The organism is Aquabacterium sp. (assembly GCF_034003525.1).
In the GTDB taxonomy this organism is placed as follows: Bacteria; Pseudomonadota; Gammaproteobacteria; order Burkholderiales; family Burkholderiaceae_C; genus Aquabacterium.
The window spans coordinates 99462-115169 of sequence record NZ_JAVEYN010000010.1 but is presented as its reverse complement, the minus strand read 5'-3'; the positions used below and the strand labels follow the sequence as shown (position 1 = coordinate 115169).

General features: G+C 62.8%; 19 protein-coding genes. 2 read left to right on the top strand and 17 right to left on the bottom strand.

The window, feature by feature from the left end:
- Window positions 1-227 precede the first annotated feature (227 nt).
- Window positions 228-542 carry a hypothetical protein gene (locus RBT42_RS08210; RefSeq protein WP_124207254.1) on the top strand — a complete coding sequence of 105 codons (315 nt, stop codon included), beginning with the start codon at window positions 228-230 and terminating at the stop codon, window positions 540-542.
- Window positions 543-632: 90 nt separating this feature from the next.
- On the opposite strand, the gene RBT42_RS08205 is transcribed toward RBT42_RS08210, so the two are convergent.
- The 10 genes from RBT42_RS08205 to RBT42_RS08160 all read right to left on the bottom strand — a co-directional run bounded on the left by RBT42_RS08205 (window position 633) and on the right by RBT42_RS08160 (window position 9626).
- A complete protein-coding gene (locus RBT42_RS08205; protein WP_116802191.1) occupies window positions 633-1157 on the bottom strand; it encodes a hypothetical protein in 525 nt (174 codons plus the stop codon).
- A 144-nt stretch (window positions 1158-1301) separates the two neighbouring features.
- Window positions 1302-2546 carry a tyrosine-type recombinase/integrase gene (locus RBT42_RS08200; RefSeq protein WP_320363967.1) on the bottom strand — a complete coding sequence of 415 codons (1245 nt, stop codon included), beginning with the start codon at window positions 2544-2546 and terminating at the stop codon, window positions 1302-1304.
- A 1595-nt stretch (window positions 2547-4141) separates the two neighbouring features.
- Window positions 4142-5305, bottom strand: a complete 1164-nt coding sequence (locus tag RBT42_RS08195; RefSeq protein ID WP_320363965.1) for a replicative DNA helicase — start codon at window positions 5303-5305, stop codon at window positions 4142-4144.
- Window positions 5302-6090, bottom strand: coding sequence for a helix-turn-helix domain-containing protein (locus tag RBT42_RS08190; protein WP_320363963.1), 789 nt, complete (start codon window positions 6088-6090; stop codon window positions 5302-5304). The genes RBT42_RS08195 and RBT42_RS08190 overlap by 4 nt, the downstream gene beginning before the upstream one ends.
- A 262-nt stretch (window positions 6091-6352) precedes the next feature.
- Complete coding sequence (locus RBT42_RS08185) at window positions 6353-6844, bottom strand: helix-turn-helix domain-containing protein (protein WP_320363960.1); 492 nt, start codon at window positions 6842-6844, stop codon at window positions 6353-6355.
- Complete coding sequence (locus RBT42_RS08180) at window positions 6841-7245, bottom strand: hypothetical protein (protein ID WP_320363958.1); 405 nt, start codon at window positions 7243-7245, stop codon at window positions 6841-6843. Before RBT42_RS08180 ends, RBT42_RS08185 begins: the two co-directional genes overlap by 4 nt.
- Window positions 7242-7487 carry a hypothetical protein gene (locus tag RBT42_RS08175; protein ID WP_320363956.1) on the bottom strand — a complete coding sequence of 82 codons (246 nt, stop codon included), beginning with the start codon at window positions 7485-7487 and terminating at the stop codon, window positions 7242-7244. The genes RBT42_RS08180 and RBT42_RS08175 overlap by 4 nt, the downstream gene beginning before the upstream one ends.
- A gap of 129 nt (window positions 7488-7616) precedes the next feature.
- Window positions 7617-8513 (bottom strand): hypothetical protein, encoded by an 897-nt coding sequence (locus RBT42_RS08170; protein WP_320363954.1) that lies wholly within the window; start codon window positions 8511-8513, stop codon window positions 7617-7619.
- A 106-nt stretch (window positions 8514-8619) separates the two neighbouring features.
- Entirely contained in the window at window positions 8620-9369 is a 750-nt protein-coding gene (locus RBT42_RS08165) for a hypothetical protein (protein ID WP_320363951.1), read from the bottom strand.
- A complete protein-coding gene (locus RBT42_RS08160) occupies window positions 9366-9626 on the bottom strand; it encodes a hypothetical protein (RefSeq protein WP_320363949.1) in 261 nt (86 codons plus the stop codon). Before RBT42_RS08160 ends, RBT42_RS08165 begins: the two co-directional genes overlap by 4 nt.
- Before the next feature lie 434 nt (window positions 9627-10060).
- Here RBT42_RS08160 and RBT42_RS08155 point away from each other — a divergent pair, with 434 nt between their 5' ends.
- Entirely contained in the window at window positions 10061-10270 is a 210-nt protein-coding gene (locus RBT42_RS08155) for a hypothetical protein (RefSeq protein WP_320363947.1), read from the top strand.
- A gap of 75 nt (window positions 10271-10345) precedes the next feature.
- Here RBT42_RS08155 and RBT42_RS08150 read toward each other — a convergent pair whose 3' ends face one another.
- From RBT42_RS08150 to RBT42_RS08120, 7 genes are all read right to left on the bottom strand, one after another.
- Complete coding sequence (locus tag RBT42_RS08150; RefSeq protein ID WP_320363945.1) at window positions 10346-10735, bottom strand: hypothetical protein; 390 nt, start codon at window positions 10733-10735, stop codon at window positions 10346-10348.
- An 11-nt stretch (window positions 10736-10746) separates the two neighbouring features.
- A complete protein-coding gene (locus tag RBT42_RS08145; RefSeq protein ID WP_320363943.1) occupies window positions 10747-11079 on the bottom strand; it encodes a hypothetical protein in 333 nt (110 codons plus the stop codon).
- A 379-nt stretch (window positions 11080-11458) separates the two neighbouring features.
- Entirely contained in the window at window positions 11459-11734 is a 276-nt protein-coding gene (locus tag RBT42_RS08140) for a hypothetical protein (RefSeq protein ID WP_320363940.1), read from the bottom strand.
- 90 nt (window positions 11735-11824) lie between these two features.
- Window positions 11825-12145, bottom strand: a complete 321-nt coding sequence (locus RBT42_RS08135) for a HigA family addiction module antitoxin (RefSeq protein ID WP_320363937.1) — start codon at window positions 12143-12145, stop codon at window positions 11825-11827.
- A gap of 15 nt (window positions 12146-12160) precedes the next feature.
- Complete coding sequence (locus RBT42_RS08130; RefSeq protein WP_320363935.1) at window positions 12161-12439, bottom strand: type II toxin-antitoxin system RelE/ParE family toxin; 279 nt, start codon at window positions 12437-12439, stop codon at window positions 12161-12163.
- Between the two features lie 41 nt (window positions 12440-12480).
- Window positions 12481-13896: an integrase family protein gene (locus RBT42_RS08125; protein WP_320363980.1), complete on the bottom strand. Its 1416-nt coding sequence runs from the start codon at window positions 13894-13896 to the stop codon at window positions 12481-12483.
- A 355-nt stretch (window positions 13897-14251) separates the two neighbouring features.
- On the bottom strand, window positions 14252-15670 hold the full coding sequence (locus RBT42_RS08120; protein WP_320363932.1) for a GntP family permease: 1419 nt from the start codon (window positions 15668-15670) through the stop codon (window positions 14252-14254).
- Window positions 15671-15708: the final 38 nt, after the last annotated feature.

Genomic DNA, 15708 nt, shown 5'->3' with positions numbered 1-15708 from the left:
CCCGCGGGCTATCCGCACGCCGTCATCGCGGAGATGGTCAACGCGCGGATCGAGGGCGCGCAAGCATCCGCCAAGTCGGTCAGGTGGTACGCCCACGACATGCGCAAGAAGGGCGCCGCAGTGCCCGAGCGTCAGCGCGCCGAGCGCGGGGAGGATGAGCCTTGCTGAAGTCGCGCCCCAAGATCAGACCCCGACGCGTGAGGGTCCGACGCTCGGCGGGCGGGGACGTGTTCGTCATCCGCGTGGCCGACTTCCCCGAGGGCGACAGGACGGGCGACGCCGCGCTGGCATGGCGCGAGGCGTGGTTCCACACATGGGTGTGCCTGCCCGACCTGCTCGACGAGCCGGGTCCGTTCGACCTCGCCGTTGAGGAGTGCGCCGTGCCTGTGCCGCCGGAGGTCGGTTGGGACGACGAGGCGTGCGCGACCCTCATGCGCCCGACGCTGCTCAAGCGAGACCTCACCCTCGGCCAGCTCGGCGGCGCCGTCCTGCGCTACCTGAGGAAGAGTCGCGGCCCGCTGGCCGTGGACATCCCTCTATGACGCGTGCCCCCGCCGTGCATGGAAAAGGGCCACCTCGACGGTGGCCCTTTTGTTTCATGCCCTTGGGCGCGATGGCCCGCTGACATTGGATCAGGCGGTTGCTGCCAAGTAGGCGTTCATCTTGGCAAGACGCTGAGTCCGCTCGTAGCGGCCGTAGCCATCCGACGCCGTGAAGGGAGTGTGCCAAGTCTTGTCGAACTCAAAGCAGACCCTCGCGCGATCGAGCAGCTTGCGGGCGTTGTCGTCCGCGTCGTTCCCAAGCTTCACGGTGCCGTGATGGGCGGTGTACTGCTTCATCGCGAGCAAGGGCCACTCGTCACCGTAGTGCTCACGCAGGGCGATGTACGCCTCAATCGAGGGGAACGGGCAGCCCTGACCGAGAACCAACTCGCTCGGGTATTTATTCGCAGGGCTGTCGTAGGACTCGAAAAGGTTTGCACCCTCAATCATGTCCTCGCACGCGATGAACAGATCGTCAGGGTCCATGATGCCCCGCTCGCGCATGATCTTCTCGGCGGCCATCGCGCGGATGCCCGTTGCGAATTCCAGCTCCTTGCCGAAGATGACGATGTGCTGGCGGATCGATGTCGGGGTGGTGTTGATGTTGGCGTTCATTTCATTTGCTCCAAAAGTTAAGGGTTTGGAGCGCCCGAACGAGGTGGCCGACCCCGCCGAACGCCCCGTTAAGTAGCGCGCTGGAGTGAAGTCTGAATGCCCGTCAATAGCCTGTAACCCATTATTTGCATCGGCGCATCCGCGCTACGCGGGCGCCAATTCGTTGATTGACGGCGCATCCTCGGCGCTGGTATCGGCCGGCGCGCTCTGCTTGAGACGCGGGGGCCATTCGCCTTCCGTCCATTGCAGGCCCAGCGCGTCGAGCACGTAGGCGCTCGCCCGCTCTTGGTAGCCGCGCAGGTGGTCAAGGCTCGGGTTCAGGTATCCCATCGTCACGTTGCCCGCCGCGTGGTTCAGCAGGAACTTCAGCTCGGCGATGGGCACGCCCGACTGCAAGGCGAGGGTGGCGTAGGTGTGCCGCAGTGCGTGCCCCGTGAGGCCGTCGAGCTCGTGCTGCGCCACCTCGGCGACGTGGCCCGACTTCGAGTCGGCGGGGAATAGCCACTGACCCTTGCGCTGTAGGCGGGGCGACTCGCGCAGCCGCTGGCCGAGCAGGTCGGCGAGTGGCCCCGACAGCGGCAGGTCGAACGCGCGGGCCGCGCCGCCCTTTGGCTTCGGGACGTGCAGCCGCCTCCCGCCGAGGTCGAGCTCCGAGACGCGCGCCTCGCAGGCCGACGTGCGCCGCATCCCCGTCAGGATCATGAACAGGTGCAGGTCGCGTCGCACGGGGTGCAGGTCGAGCACCGCCTTGCCCCACGCCTTCAGCTTGTCGGCGTTGGAATCCACCTTGCGCCGCCGCAGCCCGTGGTAGTCCACGTTCGCGGTCGGGTTCGCGGGCAGTTCGGGGTGCTCCCGCAGCCCACGGTTGTAGACGGCGCGAAAGATGCGGAAGACGTTGTCGGCCGAGGGCGCGCCGTGCTTCTCGGTGATCTTGCGGTGGCGCTCGCGCACGCCCGCGCGGTCCGCGCCGAGCTCGGCCAGCGGTTTGTCCATCCACTCGGCGAGGTACTGCTCGCAGTTGTAGCGGTAGTCCTCCTTGGTGCGCGGGGACAGCGGCTTGGCGGCGAGGTGCAGGTCGAGCGCGTCGCGCAGGGTGATGCCGCGCGCCTTGGCCTTGCGGCGCTCCTCGTTCGGGTTCGCGCCCGCCCGCATGTCCACGAGCGTCCTGCGGGCGACGTCGCGCGCCTGCTTGGCGTCCATTGACGGGTGGTCGCCCAGCTTCGTGCGGACCTGCTTGCCATTGACGAGGGACTGCACATAAAAGCTGCGCTTCGTTGGCGTGACGATCAGGTAGAAGCCGCGCATCTCGCTGTCGGCGTAGAGGACGGACTTGCCCCTGTCGGGTGCTGGCGCCCTCTCGACGAGGGCCTGTGTTATCTTGGATTGCATGCGTTGGCTCCGAGTGAAGCGGGCCACGGCGCGAACACGGTTTAGCACCACAAGGTGCTGTGTGTTCGCACGACGTATTGCCCGCCGACAGAGCCATTAAGTCGCGGTTTTGCTTGCTTGTAAGCGCCCTATGCCATCTGATTCCAAATCATGGCACTATGCGCGCGTGCCGATTCGTAATGAGAAGGTCGAGGGTTCGATTCCTTTCTCCGGCACCAATAAAATCAACGACTTAGGCCACCTCGCAAGGGTGGCCTTTGTTGTTTCTACGCACCCTGTAGGCAATCTGTAGGCAACTTGCCCAAATCCGCCACCCTCGCGGTGGCTTTTGCTTTCGTGTCGGCAAAGTCGCTTGCCTGACCCTGGATTGACGAAATGTCACCGGTGGCAATCGTCCGGCCGCGTGAGTGCGCCTTTGTCTGCCGACACTCCTGCCACGACACCCGGCGCGGGCGGTGAGGGCTGTCAAGACTGGTGCCATGGGTAACCCTGGGGCAACGGATGGCATATGAGGGCTTGGGGGGGCGCCGCCCCTGTCCTGTCATAGGCAGCTCACCATCTCACGAGCTCGTTACGCAAAACGCTCATGAGCACGGGCTTGTCATGGCCTAGGCAGTGACTTGCACGGTGCGTGCACGGGGGGGGGGCGCAGGCGGCGGGTAGATCGGCTGGAAAGTCAGCCGATCTCAGCTTTTCCTCAGTCTTGAGGGAAAGGGTGCCGATGATCCAGATGCGGGCTCTTGCGGTGAAAGGGATCATGCCTCTTCGGCGATATGCCGCGCGCCCTGTCTGCCCTGGCCTTCTCGTTTGCCCGCTGAATCAACAACTTAGGCGGGCTTTCGCCTTCGGCTTTATTTTTCGCCGAATGGTCAGAAACCGACAACTTACGAAGCGCCGATTCAGTCTCAACTATCTGATTTGCAACGGTTTTCACCGTTTCTATCCGACCACTAAAACGCCTCTGGCGTCGCCCCATTACACCCCCACCAGATCAACCAGCTTGCTGCTCTTGGTCTTGGCCTTTGCTGTGGGCTTGGGTGGGCGCTGGCGGGCACGGCGGGCACGCTCTTGGTCTAACCAAACCTGTGTCTCGCTGTAATGCTGGCGCTGGCAGCGAGTTACACCGGGCTCGCGGGTGATGATGGTGTGGACCTGATCCTGCAGAGGCAATGTGGCGGGGGTGTGGGCAATCCGACCACTCCGCCAGCACCGCAGGCCTGGCAATGGCAGGTAAGCGAGGTCAAAGACAGAAGTTAGCCCCCACGTGTCGGGCAGCGGACGCCCGGCGGCTGGTACCAGCAGACGCGTAGGGCGCTCACTGGTCATGTGCCCGGATGGCAGTGTCAGATCGCACTCGTCAAAGTCGTTAACCTCCGATACGATCATTTGCCGTGCCGCTTGTGTCGCCTGCATGACTGCTCCTGTTGTGATGCGTTCAAACCGTTCAGAAACTGTTTCGAAACCGCGTGCTTTTGCGGCTGGAAATTGGGTGGGCTTGGGCGGTGATGCTAGGCAGAAGGCCAGTAGCGGTCTGCTTTTGGCCAGCGCGTAGCTGTGCAGGAAGCCGTTCAGAAACCGTCCCGAAACCTGTGCCGTCACAGCCCGGTTTCAAAGCTCCCGCGGGCCCGCATTGGTGCCTGTGGTGACACATCGACGGTGCACTCGGCCCACCGTTGGTAGACCCCCTCGAACCGCAGAGCGATGCGCCTCTTTTCTCCCTGGCGGTTCTTGGCGACGATGCAGGCAATCACCTGGGCACCGCCAGTTGGCTCACCGCGTGGGTGCAGCAGTAGCACCACGTCGGCATCCTCTTCAATCGCGCCTGACTCCTTGAGGTCGGCAAGGGTGGGCTCCCTGTCGGCCTTGGCCACGTCGCGATTGATCTGGCTGAGCACCATCACGCAAATGTCCAACTCCTTGGCCAGGGTTTTTAGCCCCCGGCTGATTTCCTCAATCTGGTGGTGGCGGCTCAGCTTGCGGTCGGATGCGGCACAGAGCTGCAGGTAGTCCAGAATCAGCACGTCCAAACCATGGCGGGCCTTGGTCATCTGGGCCTTCGCCCTGATGGTCATCAGGCTGAGTGCTGGCTGGTCATCGATCTGCAAAGGCAGGCGGATTGCCGCCTCTCGGGCCTCAACGACCCGGCCCCAGTTGTCGCGATCATCAGGGGCAATGCCCTGCGCCAGGATGTTCAGCGGTACGCGCCCAAGGTTGGCGGTGATCCGGTCGATCAAGTCGCCGCGCGGCATTTCCTGCGACAGCGCCAGCACGTGGTGCTCGTCGCCAGCCACGTTCAGACCGACTTGGATATCTTGACGCTTGAGTGCCATCAGCACGGACTGGGCACGGTCCAGCACCACGGCCGGCGATTCCTGCTCGCGGGTCATTGCCTGCACCTCGTCACCGGCGCGGATGAGGGCGCGGCGCTGGGCCTTGTCGACCACGATGGCGGCATACCCTCGCACGCTGTTGGTGCTGACCACCGACATGGCGAGATCATGCAGGTACGCTTGGCCGCCGCAGGTTGCCACTTCATCGCCGAGAGCATCCGCCACCGTGATGACGTCGGCCGCCTTGCAGGCGCCGATCAATGTTGTGATGACTGACCAGATGCGGCCATGCGCGGCGTTGTAGAACGCCTCGGCGGTGATGTCCGCATCGGCCAGGCGGTACACCAGGCTGTTGTCCAGCAGCAGGCAGCCCAGCACCGCCTGCTCAGCTTCAGGAGACCATGGCAAGGATTCGCTGGCGCTGGTCATGCAGCCTCCTGACGTTGGGCGGGCTCACGGTTGTTTGGTGCGCCGCCGTACTTGCCTTCCACGACACCAGTGAACCCCTTAGGCGACAGCAGGTGGTCGATGTCACAGCGCCAGCTCTCATGCCCCGGTCGTGCCTGCACACGGCCCATCAAGAAATCTGAGGCGGCGACGGTCTCGAAGAAGAGGCGGAACCATGCCAGGCCCTCCGCTGCCGTGCTCCAACCCTTGTCCTGAGCAGTCTCGTTCCATCTGGCTCGGCAGGCGGCCTGCCGTGTGTTGCTCCAGCGCTTGATGACTGGAAGGTCGGGCAGCACCTCGGCATAGAGCTCACGGATTGCACCTTGTGGGCAGGCGGGCCGGGTCGGCTTTGAGGCCGACAGCGACAGACATGACGGTTCTTGATGGTTCAATGACGGTTCGGGTGCACTGTGGTGCAGGGGTTTTGTGCACTCCAGTGCAGCCCCTTGCGCACTGTGGTGCAGCCCTGCACCCGCTTGCACCCCTGCACTGTGGTGCAGCCCTAGATTGGCGAAGACGATCTGATATCGGTTCGTGCCGCGCGGGCCTTCACCCTCCCGCACCTCAAGCTCATGGCTGTCCTGCAGATCCTTGATGACATAGCGCGCATTACGTGCCTTCATGCGGCACTTGGTGGCGAGGGTGCTAACAGCCGGGTAGGCATTGCCGTTGTCATCCGCAAAGTCAGCAATGGCCAGCAGCATGAGTAGGTGACTGCCGCCGTGGCTGGAGTACTCCCAAACGCGAGCAGAGGCTTTGACGCTCATGTTCAGCGCCCCCTTCCGTTTGGCCAGGCGCCGGGGTATCCGGCGTCCATGTCCAGGCAGCGGCATTGCTCAATGAGGCGGAGCTGCGCCGACGGCTCGAAGTCGTGCAGTGGGGCCCATAGCTCACCGGATCGTGTGGACCACATCACGGCGAACACGCCAAGGCAGCCCACGGTGCCAGAAGGGCGCCAGGGGCCTCGAATGTTGGACATGGTCAGAAGACGACCACGCACCGGGTGAAAGCGTCGCACTGAGTGGGATGTCATGGCAGCACCTCGCAAACAGCGCCAGCTCCGAGGGGACCAGGCTGGTTCGGATAAGCTGCCGGAACGGTGCCGCCACTACACAGCGAATACAGCCCCACACGATGGCGCTGACCGTTGTCTGTCTCGATGACCACCCAGGCAGTCGTGATGTCAAGGCCGCGCTGCCTCAAGCCATAGATGCGCGCCCGCCCATCCTGCAGCCCAAGTGCCCACATTTCCCGAAACGTCAGCGGCCATCGGCGCAGGGCCATTTCTAGCCGCGTCTCTTGGACTTGAACAGATCCACCGGGTTGAGCGTCACGCAGCTTTGTGAGCGCTGCCAACTTGGCCGGGCTGGTGGCGTAGAAGGGGATGCCAATCTTGGCGTCAGCTCGTGCATTGGCAACGACCTGTGAGCGGGAGTCAAGCGCCTTGCCATGCTGGCGCTGTTTGCTGTTGCGCTTGCTTGGGGCGATAGGGTTCCCTTTGGAGGGCTCGGGCGTTTTCATTTGGCGCCCCTCTCGAGCTTGGGCATGTTCGCAATGCCCACCTCCAGCACGTTGACGATGGCAACGGCAAAGCCACCGGCTGCGCTGTCGGCGTGCTCCAGCTTGCTCAGGGCGTGCAGCGCGTCGTGCACGGCGCGCAGTGCTTCGGCCTGGGAGCTGCCACGCAGCGCCAGCAGTTCATCCAGCAGGGCGGCACCAATTGCGGCGCCGGCTTGCTCGGACACCCACCCATGCTTTGCCTCGGTGGCGCGCTCAATCAGGGCGGTACCCAATGCGGCCATTTCGTCGGCATCAAGAGGAATTGAAAAGGCTGTGCCTGTTCGCGTGCCTGCTGACAGCAGGCCATCGCCCACGGTAATCTCGCGGCCTTGGCTGTCGGTGTAGATGGTGACGGCGCTCATGCTGCCACCCCCAGCACCCGGCGCAGCTCAGAGACAGGCCAAGCGAGGCGGCCATTGATGCGGATGGGGCGGATGGGCCCCTTCCCATTGCACGACCAGTCGAACAAAGTTTGCGGGCGACGGTTCAGATAGTGGGCGGCAGTGACCGTGTCCACTGAAGGGCGCGTGATGGATTCCAGCGCCGGGTAGGTTGAGTTCTCGATTGCGGAGCGGCGGGCGCTATGTGGGGTTGCGGCTTGCATGGCGAACCATCCTTAAGGCTTTGTGCCTTGTTGTGATGATTCGGCAATTTGTGACCACGGGAGCGCTCGGGAGAAGTGCGGGAGCCCAGTGCAGACGACTTCCCTCTGTGCGCGGGATGAGCGCGGGAATCAACGGGGATGCCAGGCTGCAGCGCTTGTGCCGTCACGCTTTGCTTGCGCCTCAGCCTCTGCTGCCTCAAACAAGTCCGCCCGGATGGTCTTTTCTGACACCCTCGCTCTGCCCTCCAGCCTTTCCTGCGCCTCCAGCTTTTTGATGCCTGTCGCTTCCCACTTTCCATGAAACTTACGCACGTCACCACCCATCGCACGTAGTGCAGCCAGCCTTCGCTGCGGGTCTGGTGGCTCTGAGGGCTCCGCTACCGGACTCGGGTCTGCGACGTGCGTTGGTAGTCTTGAAATGACACCGAGTGTGTCAATTCGGTCCAGGCACCTATCGACGGCTGCGGGTGTGGTGACAGTAAAGGCGGTGAGATACCCTTTAACGGTTAACCCGTTTCTTTCCAAAAAATCGGCGCGGGCCTTGGTGTCAATTGCTCTCATAGGCTTGCCGTCATCCGCCAACTCCAGGTGCCCTGCCTGCGCTGCGTCATTCAGCATGTCAACATACTCTCGAAGCTCCCCACCATCGTTCAGGGACAGCATCGCGGCAGCCTCATAGATGTTGACTACCCCTCGCTCAAGGCGGTCAATGGCTTCCTGTACGCGCCTTCTGGCTTTCTCAGCGGTGGTGATGATGTCGTACTGATTGCAGGCATCCCGAAACACAATTTCAGCATCTGCTGGCATTGCTTCCAGCTCGGGCGGCACTTCTGACGGCCGCAGTCCAACTGTCACCAGTGGCAGCGCATCGGCGGCGATGCATTTCTTAAGTTCGTGCTCCCACAGCCACTTTGCGAAATTCAGGGCCCCAGCAATTTCCTGACCCTGTTCACCGTTGACTAGCTCAAAACATCGAACGCGGCCAGTGTCGCAGTTCAGTTTCAATCGGTATTTTTTGCTTTCCATTCAGCATCCTCCCGAATGCTCTCCCGTGAATAGGTGCCCCAGCAGGCCAGCGGGAGGACTGGCTTTTCGGTCGGATTGCGGCCCGGCCTAGCTGGGGCGAAACTGATTAAACCTGCCCGTGCCTCATCTTCCACAGCAGGCCACCTGGGCGCAGCTCCTTCAGCATGGTCTCCTTCGTGCCTATGGCGATGCGCTCGCCAATCTGGCGCGCCAGGACCGAATCACCACTGGTTGACTCGGTAGAGGTGCGCGCAGTGCCATCCGGTGCAATGTTCACGTTGACATTGATGTCACCCACCCAGCCGGCGCCACCGCCAGAGCTTGCAGCGCCACCACCAGAGCCCATCGGCGTGACCCGCCCGCCCTGCGTCGGCATCAGGTACTGGTTGCCGTTGGCCGCAGTGAACATCTCAGGGCGCCCGCCTTCGTTGACGCGGTACATGCTGCCAGCGGACACCGGGCCACCGTACTGGCGCGCGCCAGCGATTGGCGCTGTGGCAATGGCCGGCGCGCCGATTGCCATGGCCATAGATCCGGCTGCCAATGCCGCCTCTGGCGCAAGCCCTGGGCCTATGACTGGAATTGCAGCTGTTGCCGCAAAAGCGTTCTGAGCGGCAAGTGCGCTCATCCCTTTGACCTGGGCGCCCACGCTGGCCGCGTAAATTGAGCCATTAGCGGCGCGCCGTGCGGCATCAGCAGCAGCGAGAGTGTTGGAGACCTGCGTCAGCTTTGCCTCGACAGACTGCAGGGAGCGCGTGGTGTTAGACAGGGCCGCGTCGACGCGCCGCTGCCCAGCAATCAGCCCTGCCGTCTCCAGCGTGACCTCGTAGTACAGGCGGCCTACAGGTTCGCTCATTGGTCGGCCTCGCTGTCTGCTGTCAGGCCGTCAACTACTGGGCCTGGAACCTCAAAGCGAATGCTGATTGAGCCAGGCGGATGAGAGTCAGCCGCTGGCCTTGTCTGGGAGAACTCCGCAAACGGGGCAATTTGGACGCTGAGCATCACGCCTTCGGCTGTCTGGATGTGCATCCATTCCACCTGTGGGTTTTGCAAAACCACCGTGAGTGTTTCTCCGGGCGCACTAGGCGTTGGCAGTTGTTCCACGTAGTTCATTGCTGGGCCTCCTGCTGCAGACCGTGAGCACGGCGAATCTCGGAAACCGGCCACGCCAAACGCCCATTGATCCGCACAGGGCGGATGGGCCCTGTCGAATTGCTCGCCCAGTTCTGAAGGGTTTTGGGTGCTCTGCAGAGGTAGTAGGCCGCTGCCTGAGTGGATACAGCGGGGCATGTCACTGTCTCCAGTGCTGGAAATTTGGCCTGTGAAGGCGAGCGCATGACGGTCTCCTGTTCTGCTGACGCCTGGGGCTCTTTTGGGGCGCATCGGTCAGCACAGGGAATGCTAGGGAGAGCACAAAACGGCATCAAAAACGCTCCACAAGGTTATCTTGCGCACCGCCTGAATCGGCTGGACCGGTATAGGGTTGGACAGTCTGACCCCCATGCAAAGAATGGGGGGCCATGTGCAACAAGCTCGAGGAGAGCAACATGGCAAAGGAACAGTTCGACCAGGCGGAATCAACGAATCTGCCGGAATCGCTTTGGGCGCAACTGCTTGATCTGGAGCGCCGAGAGTGGCCATCGAAGCTGTCGGGCTCACATGGATCAAGGCTCATGACCCAGCGCCGCATCGATAAGCGCACCTACGCCGCTGCCCGCGCGAAGCTGCTGGACATGGCGCAGCTAACCCTCTGGTAAACGATACCGGCACAAAGCCCACGCCAGACGGTCGCAGCGCCTTTGATGGCGCGGCAAGGCGCCTGGGTGGGCTGGCTATTTGCGGGGCTGGCTGGTTTCAACCTGTGCCGGGGCGGTTGAGCTGGGCCCCCTGCCGGTGCCGTAGGCCGTCGACGAGGCGCTAGTCTGCGTCAGCCTGCCGTTCGCGCCGAACATCAGCGTGACAGCGTCAGAGGTGACATCGGCCCCTCCCACAAACGCCCCCACAAAGGGAATGAAGGTGGCCGGCCTGGTCGAATACTCGGCGTAGGAATAGACGACCATCACCGCGCCGTCAGGCAGGCGCGTGCGCATGGTCGGCTTCCCGAGCTGGCTAATCACCTCTGCCTCGGTGGTTTCGCCCACTTTGAAGGCCTCAAGGTTCTGCTCTGTGACACGCACGCCAGTGCTTCCGCATCCAGCCAGCAGGCTGACCACCAGGACCACGCAATGCAACCTCATTTCATCCACCCCAAGTATTCACCCACTACAGTGACACCATGGTGCTGCGAGTCCATCGGCGGCCCATCATGTTGTTCAGCCTCATAGCCGCTGGCCAAGCGGCGGAACTCGCCGAGGAAGAGGGCCCCAGCCGGGGTCTTAAACAGGTACATCTCACCATCAATGCAGCCGGCATCCGACGCGAGGCTGCTGATTGCCACCTTGCAGCCCTGCCTCAACCGCCACCGGGGCAAATCGTTCTCCACGAGATACCACTTCTTCTCCGGTGTGGCCTCAGGCCATGGCATAGCCGCGTTTTTGAACCGCTGGCTTTCAGTCATGTGTGTCATGAAGTCACCTCTTCGTTAGGCTGTGGTTGGCGAGGACTTAGGTTCGGCCGGTGTTTGACGTTGGCCCAGCTGGGGTGACCGAGGTTGAACCAGGGACGTTATGAGTTCGTTCTGCCGATGCAGGAGATATGTGAAGCCATTCCCCGCACCGGTTTGCCACCAATCAGGCGTGTTATAGCTAATGTCGTGCGCCTCCAGGGCCGCGCTGAGTGCGCCGCCTCCATCGTTGGCGAACCCCTGTATTTCCTCAATCAACTCACGCGCCTGGGTAATCCACAGCACTAGTTCGCTGAGGGCGGCGGCCTCCCTGACGACGCTTTCGCGGTCCACTTCGTTTGCAGTTTCATTTGCCACAGTCAAATCTCCGTTTTGATGGTGTTCAGGACTGCGGATTGAGTTGCTGCAGCGGTGCCGCGCTCACATGCGTGTCAATCTTCGCAACAAGCGCCTTTAGCTCTGAGGCCATGTCGGCACAAGACCACATGTACTCGTCTTGCAAGTGGTCGTTCATATTTCTAAATGCGCCGCCACTCTCGCCATATGTATACGCCAGCAAGGCGTTTAGCTTCGCTGCCAAGACGCAGGCCCTTGCGCTTGTATCTTCAAGGATGAGGATTGCCGGTGATGTTGGTGGGTTTACAGTGTCGTTAGCCATGGTGCGCGGTCCTCTCAGTGTTGCGCGTTGTGGTCAGGGGCTGGCGCTGTGTTGCTGCACATGCCGGCCCCGCTTTTTTGCCTGAGTCCGTCAGGCGGCGGCTTGTGCCTTTGGTGCCCGCTGTACGTTCAGAGGTGCGCCCTTTAGGCGTTCCTCTGTCTGCCACATGTCGTAGGCGCTTTGCTCGGCCAGCCACACGCGGGCATCGCCTCCGCGCTCTTTGCCGAGCCATGCCTCGATGCGCAGTGCCATTTCTGGCGAGATGGCTGCACGGCCATTCAGCACGCGAGACAGTGCGACGCGAGACACGCCAAGCTGATCGGCTGCTTGGGTCACGTTCAGGCCCAGGGCTGGCAACACGTCATCGCGCAGCGTCAGGCCGGGGTGGGGGGGGTTGAACATGCGGGCCATGATGTTTCCTTGGGTTCAGTGGTAATCCTGATAGTCCACCAGTTCGGCGTCGGCACCATCGAATCGAAAGGTCAGCCGCCAATTGCCGCTTACCCAGACCGAAAAGTGCCCCTTCAAGGCGCCTTTGAGTGGATGCAAGCCCCAGCCTGGCAGGCTCATGTCCTGCGCGCGTGTCGCCACATCCAAGCGCCGCAGCATGGCCGCAAGCCTGGGGGCGTGCGCAGCCTGAATGCCTGCTGTGCTGCCTTTCTCAAAGAACTGCTTGATGCCTTTGTGCTTGAAGGACTTGATCATAATTGAGTGTATCGTGTAACGCTATGCTTTGCAAGTGCGTGTCATTGGGCAGAAATAACGCGCAGCTTTCCTGGCTCGACTTGGGCGTCAAACTGAACGCCAGCCAGCGCCAGCACGTGCGCTTCGATTTGAGTCAGGAAGGGGCGTAGGGCGTCCACACTGCGCGGGCGGTAGCCCTCGGCGGTGGCGCTTGGCTTGTGGCCCATCACTTGGGCAATGGCCCCGGCCGGCGCGCCGGCAGCCTCCCCCAGCAGCGAGAACGAGCGGCGCAGGCCGTGAATGGTTAGGCCCTCAATCCCGGCGCTCAAGAGTGCTTTGGCATGTTGGCTTCTGGGGTCGGACATGCGGCCCGATTCGCTCACCGTCGAAACCTCACCCGCTGGCGCTGTGCGCCCCGCCTGGGTGGCGTCGCGCTCCCGACGTTTGGCGTTGTAAACGGCCATGCTGAGGGTCTTGGTGCTTGCAAACACCCATTCATTGACGCGGGGTAGGGTGGCCAGCAGTTGCGCCATGTAGGGCGTCAGGGGGATGGTGCGGGTTGCTTCCACCTTGTCGGCAATGGTCAGCTTGCGCCATTGAAAGTCCACATCAGCCCATTTCAGCCCTGCCATTTCCTCACGGCGGGCACCAGTGAGCAGCAAGGCGCGCAGGTACACCGAGGCGGTGCGGTTGTTCAGTTGCTCCACTCCTGCCCACCAGCCCGCTACCTGTGCGGCCTCTAGGGCATCGGTGCGGCGCTTCATGCTGGGCAGGTTCTCAAGGATGGCAGGGGCGCGGCCTGCTTCGTTGTCCACCAGGCCCCTGTACTTCGGCTTGGTGGCACACCAGCGCAGGAACCCTCGAAACATCATCAAGGCTCGGGCGGCTTGGTGCTTGCTTGCGCGGGCTTCGTTGTCGTGCCACTCCTTGAGGGCGTCCTCTGAAATGTCCACCAGCGCCAGCGCCAGCAGCGGATAGATGGGGCCAGGGCGGGTCGTGCCCTTGCCGCGCTTCTTGGGCTCACCCCCTGGGGCGCTCATGCGCTTGAGGTCTTCGAGATATCGGGGCTTCCACGCGTCCCGGCGCTTTGGCTTGCCTGTTTCCAGGTAGTCGGGCCACAGGTCGCCCACGGTCAGGGCATGGGCGGTTGCAGCAGCCTTTGCAGCGGCCTTGTGTGAGGCTTTGGCCTTCTCTAGTTCGCGGGGGTCTTCGCCTCGGTCAATAAGTTGCTTCAGCTCGGCGGCGCGTTTGCGGGCTGTGTCCAGGCTCCAATCGGAGGCGGTCCCGATGCTGATGCGTACAGTGGCCCCGTTCAGTCTTGACTCAAAGGCGTAGGTCTTGCGGCCCGTCGGGGTGGCCCTGAGCAGGAGGGAGGGGGCCTCGGTGTCCCAAAGGAATGCCTGAGCCTTTCCGGCAGGGCAGGTGAATGCTTCCACCCGTCCGGCTGTCAGTCTGACTCGGCTTGTGTCCTTGCTCATGCTCACCCCATTCAGTCCTGTAGGCAACTTGTAGGCAATCTGTAGGCAAATTGACCAAAGATTGTCGAATGCCAATCAATGACAAAACAGCTTGTTGGGCATGTAATGCTTTGATTTTCAATGAGTTTATCAATGAATCCGAATGAAGGCAAATAATGCCGAATGTCGTTTTACGCTCATTCGTAATGAGAAGGTCGAGGGTTCGATTCCTTTCTCCGCACCAATAAAATCAACGACTTAGGCCACCTCGCAAGGGTGGCCTTTGTTATTTCTGGGGGCGATGTAGGCGCCTTGTAGTGAGGCGGCTCTGCCCCAAGGGGCCGCACCTGTGAAGGCGCCTGTCACGGGGGCACTGTCAAAAACTCCCGAACACCGTCCCCAAGGCTATGACCAGTGCCAGTGCGGGCAGCGGGAACAGCATGGTCACCGCCGCGATGTCGGCGTAGGACTGGCGGTGGTTGAGCTTGCAGATGGCCAGCAGGGTGATGATGGCGCCGCAGTGCGGCAGCGTGTCCATGCCACCCGCGGCCATGACGGCCACACGGTGCAGCAACTCCGGGCTGATGGCGGCCGCCTCGGCCATGGCCAGGTAGTCGTTGCCCAGCGTCTGCAAGGCGATGCTCAGTCCGCCGGAGGAGGAGCCGGTGATGCCGGCCAGCACGTTCATGGCGATGGCTTCGGAGACCAGTGGGTTGTCGGAGACACGCAGCACGGCGTCACGGATCAGGCCGAAGCCTGCCAGTGAGGCGATGACGGCCCCATAACCCACCTCGGACGCTGTGTTGAACAGCGGCAGCATGAAGCCGAACACACCCTGGTTGAGCGTGTGCTTGAGGTCGTGCCAGTGCCCCAGTCGGGTCACGACCAGCGTGGTGCACGCAACCAGCAGGGCGATGAGCAGCGACCACAGGCCGGTGACGCGGCTTGGGTCCAGCGTGGCGTAGCGCTCAGCCATGAAGGACAGATCGAGCGCGGGAAACACCAGGTAGGTGAAGAGCGCGTTGACGCCCACGACCAGCACCAGCGGCAGGAGGGCCAATGCCAGTGGCACCTCGGCATGGCGCGCGGCTTCGGCCGCAGCCTGGGCGGGCGTGGGGTTGGCGCGGTTGTCATCGCCTTCGTCGTGCTGCCCATAGCCTTCGCCTGTTGCGCGTGCGGCGGCGGCGCGGCGCAGCAACCACGTCATGCCGCCACCCAGCATCACGGCTGCGGCCAGTAGGCCCAGGCCCGGTGCGGCAAAGCCGTTGGTGCCGAAGTAGGGGATGGGGATGGCGTTCTGGATGGCCGGCGAGCCAGGCAGTGCCGTCATCGTGAAGGTGAAGGCGCCCAGCGCGATGGTGGCCGGCACCAGGCGCTTGGGGATGTCTGCGGCTTCAAAGAGGTTGCGCGCGATGGGGTAGATGGCAAACGCCACGACAAACAGCGACACGCCGCCATAGGTCAGCAGCGCACAGGCCAGCACCACGGTCAGCATGGCATGTCGCTCGCCCAGCGTGCGCACGATCCAGTGCGCCAGGGTGCTGGCAGCGCCCGAGTCGGCCATCAGGCGGCCGAACAGCGCCCCCAGCAAGAACAGTGGCAGGTACTGCAGCACGTAGCTGCCGAGCGCACTCATGAAGGTGTCGGTGTAGAGCGGCAGCAGCCAGCGCGCCTCGCCCGACAGCAGCACCGCCAGGGCCCCCATCAGTGGCGCCAGCAGCAAGACGGTCACGCCCCGGTAGGCCAGCCACATCAGCAAGGTCAACGAGACCACGACGGCCAGCACGCTCAGCATGGGGCACTCCCTGCTGGCTGTGGGCGGTGGGCGAGCTG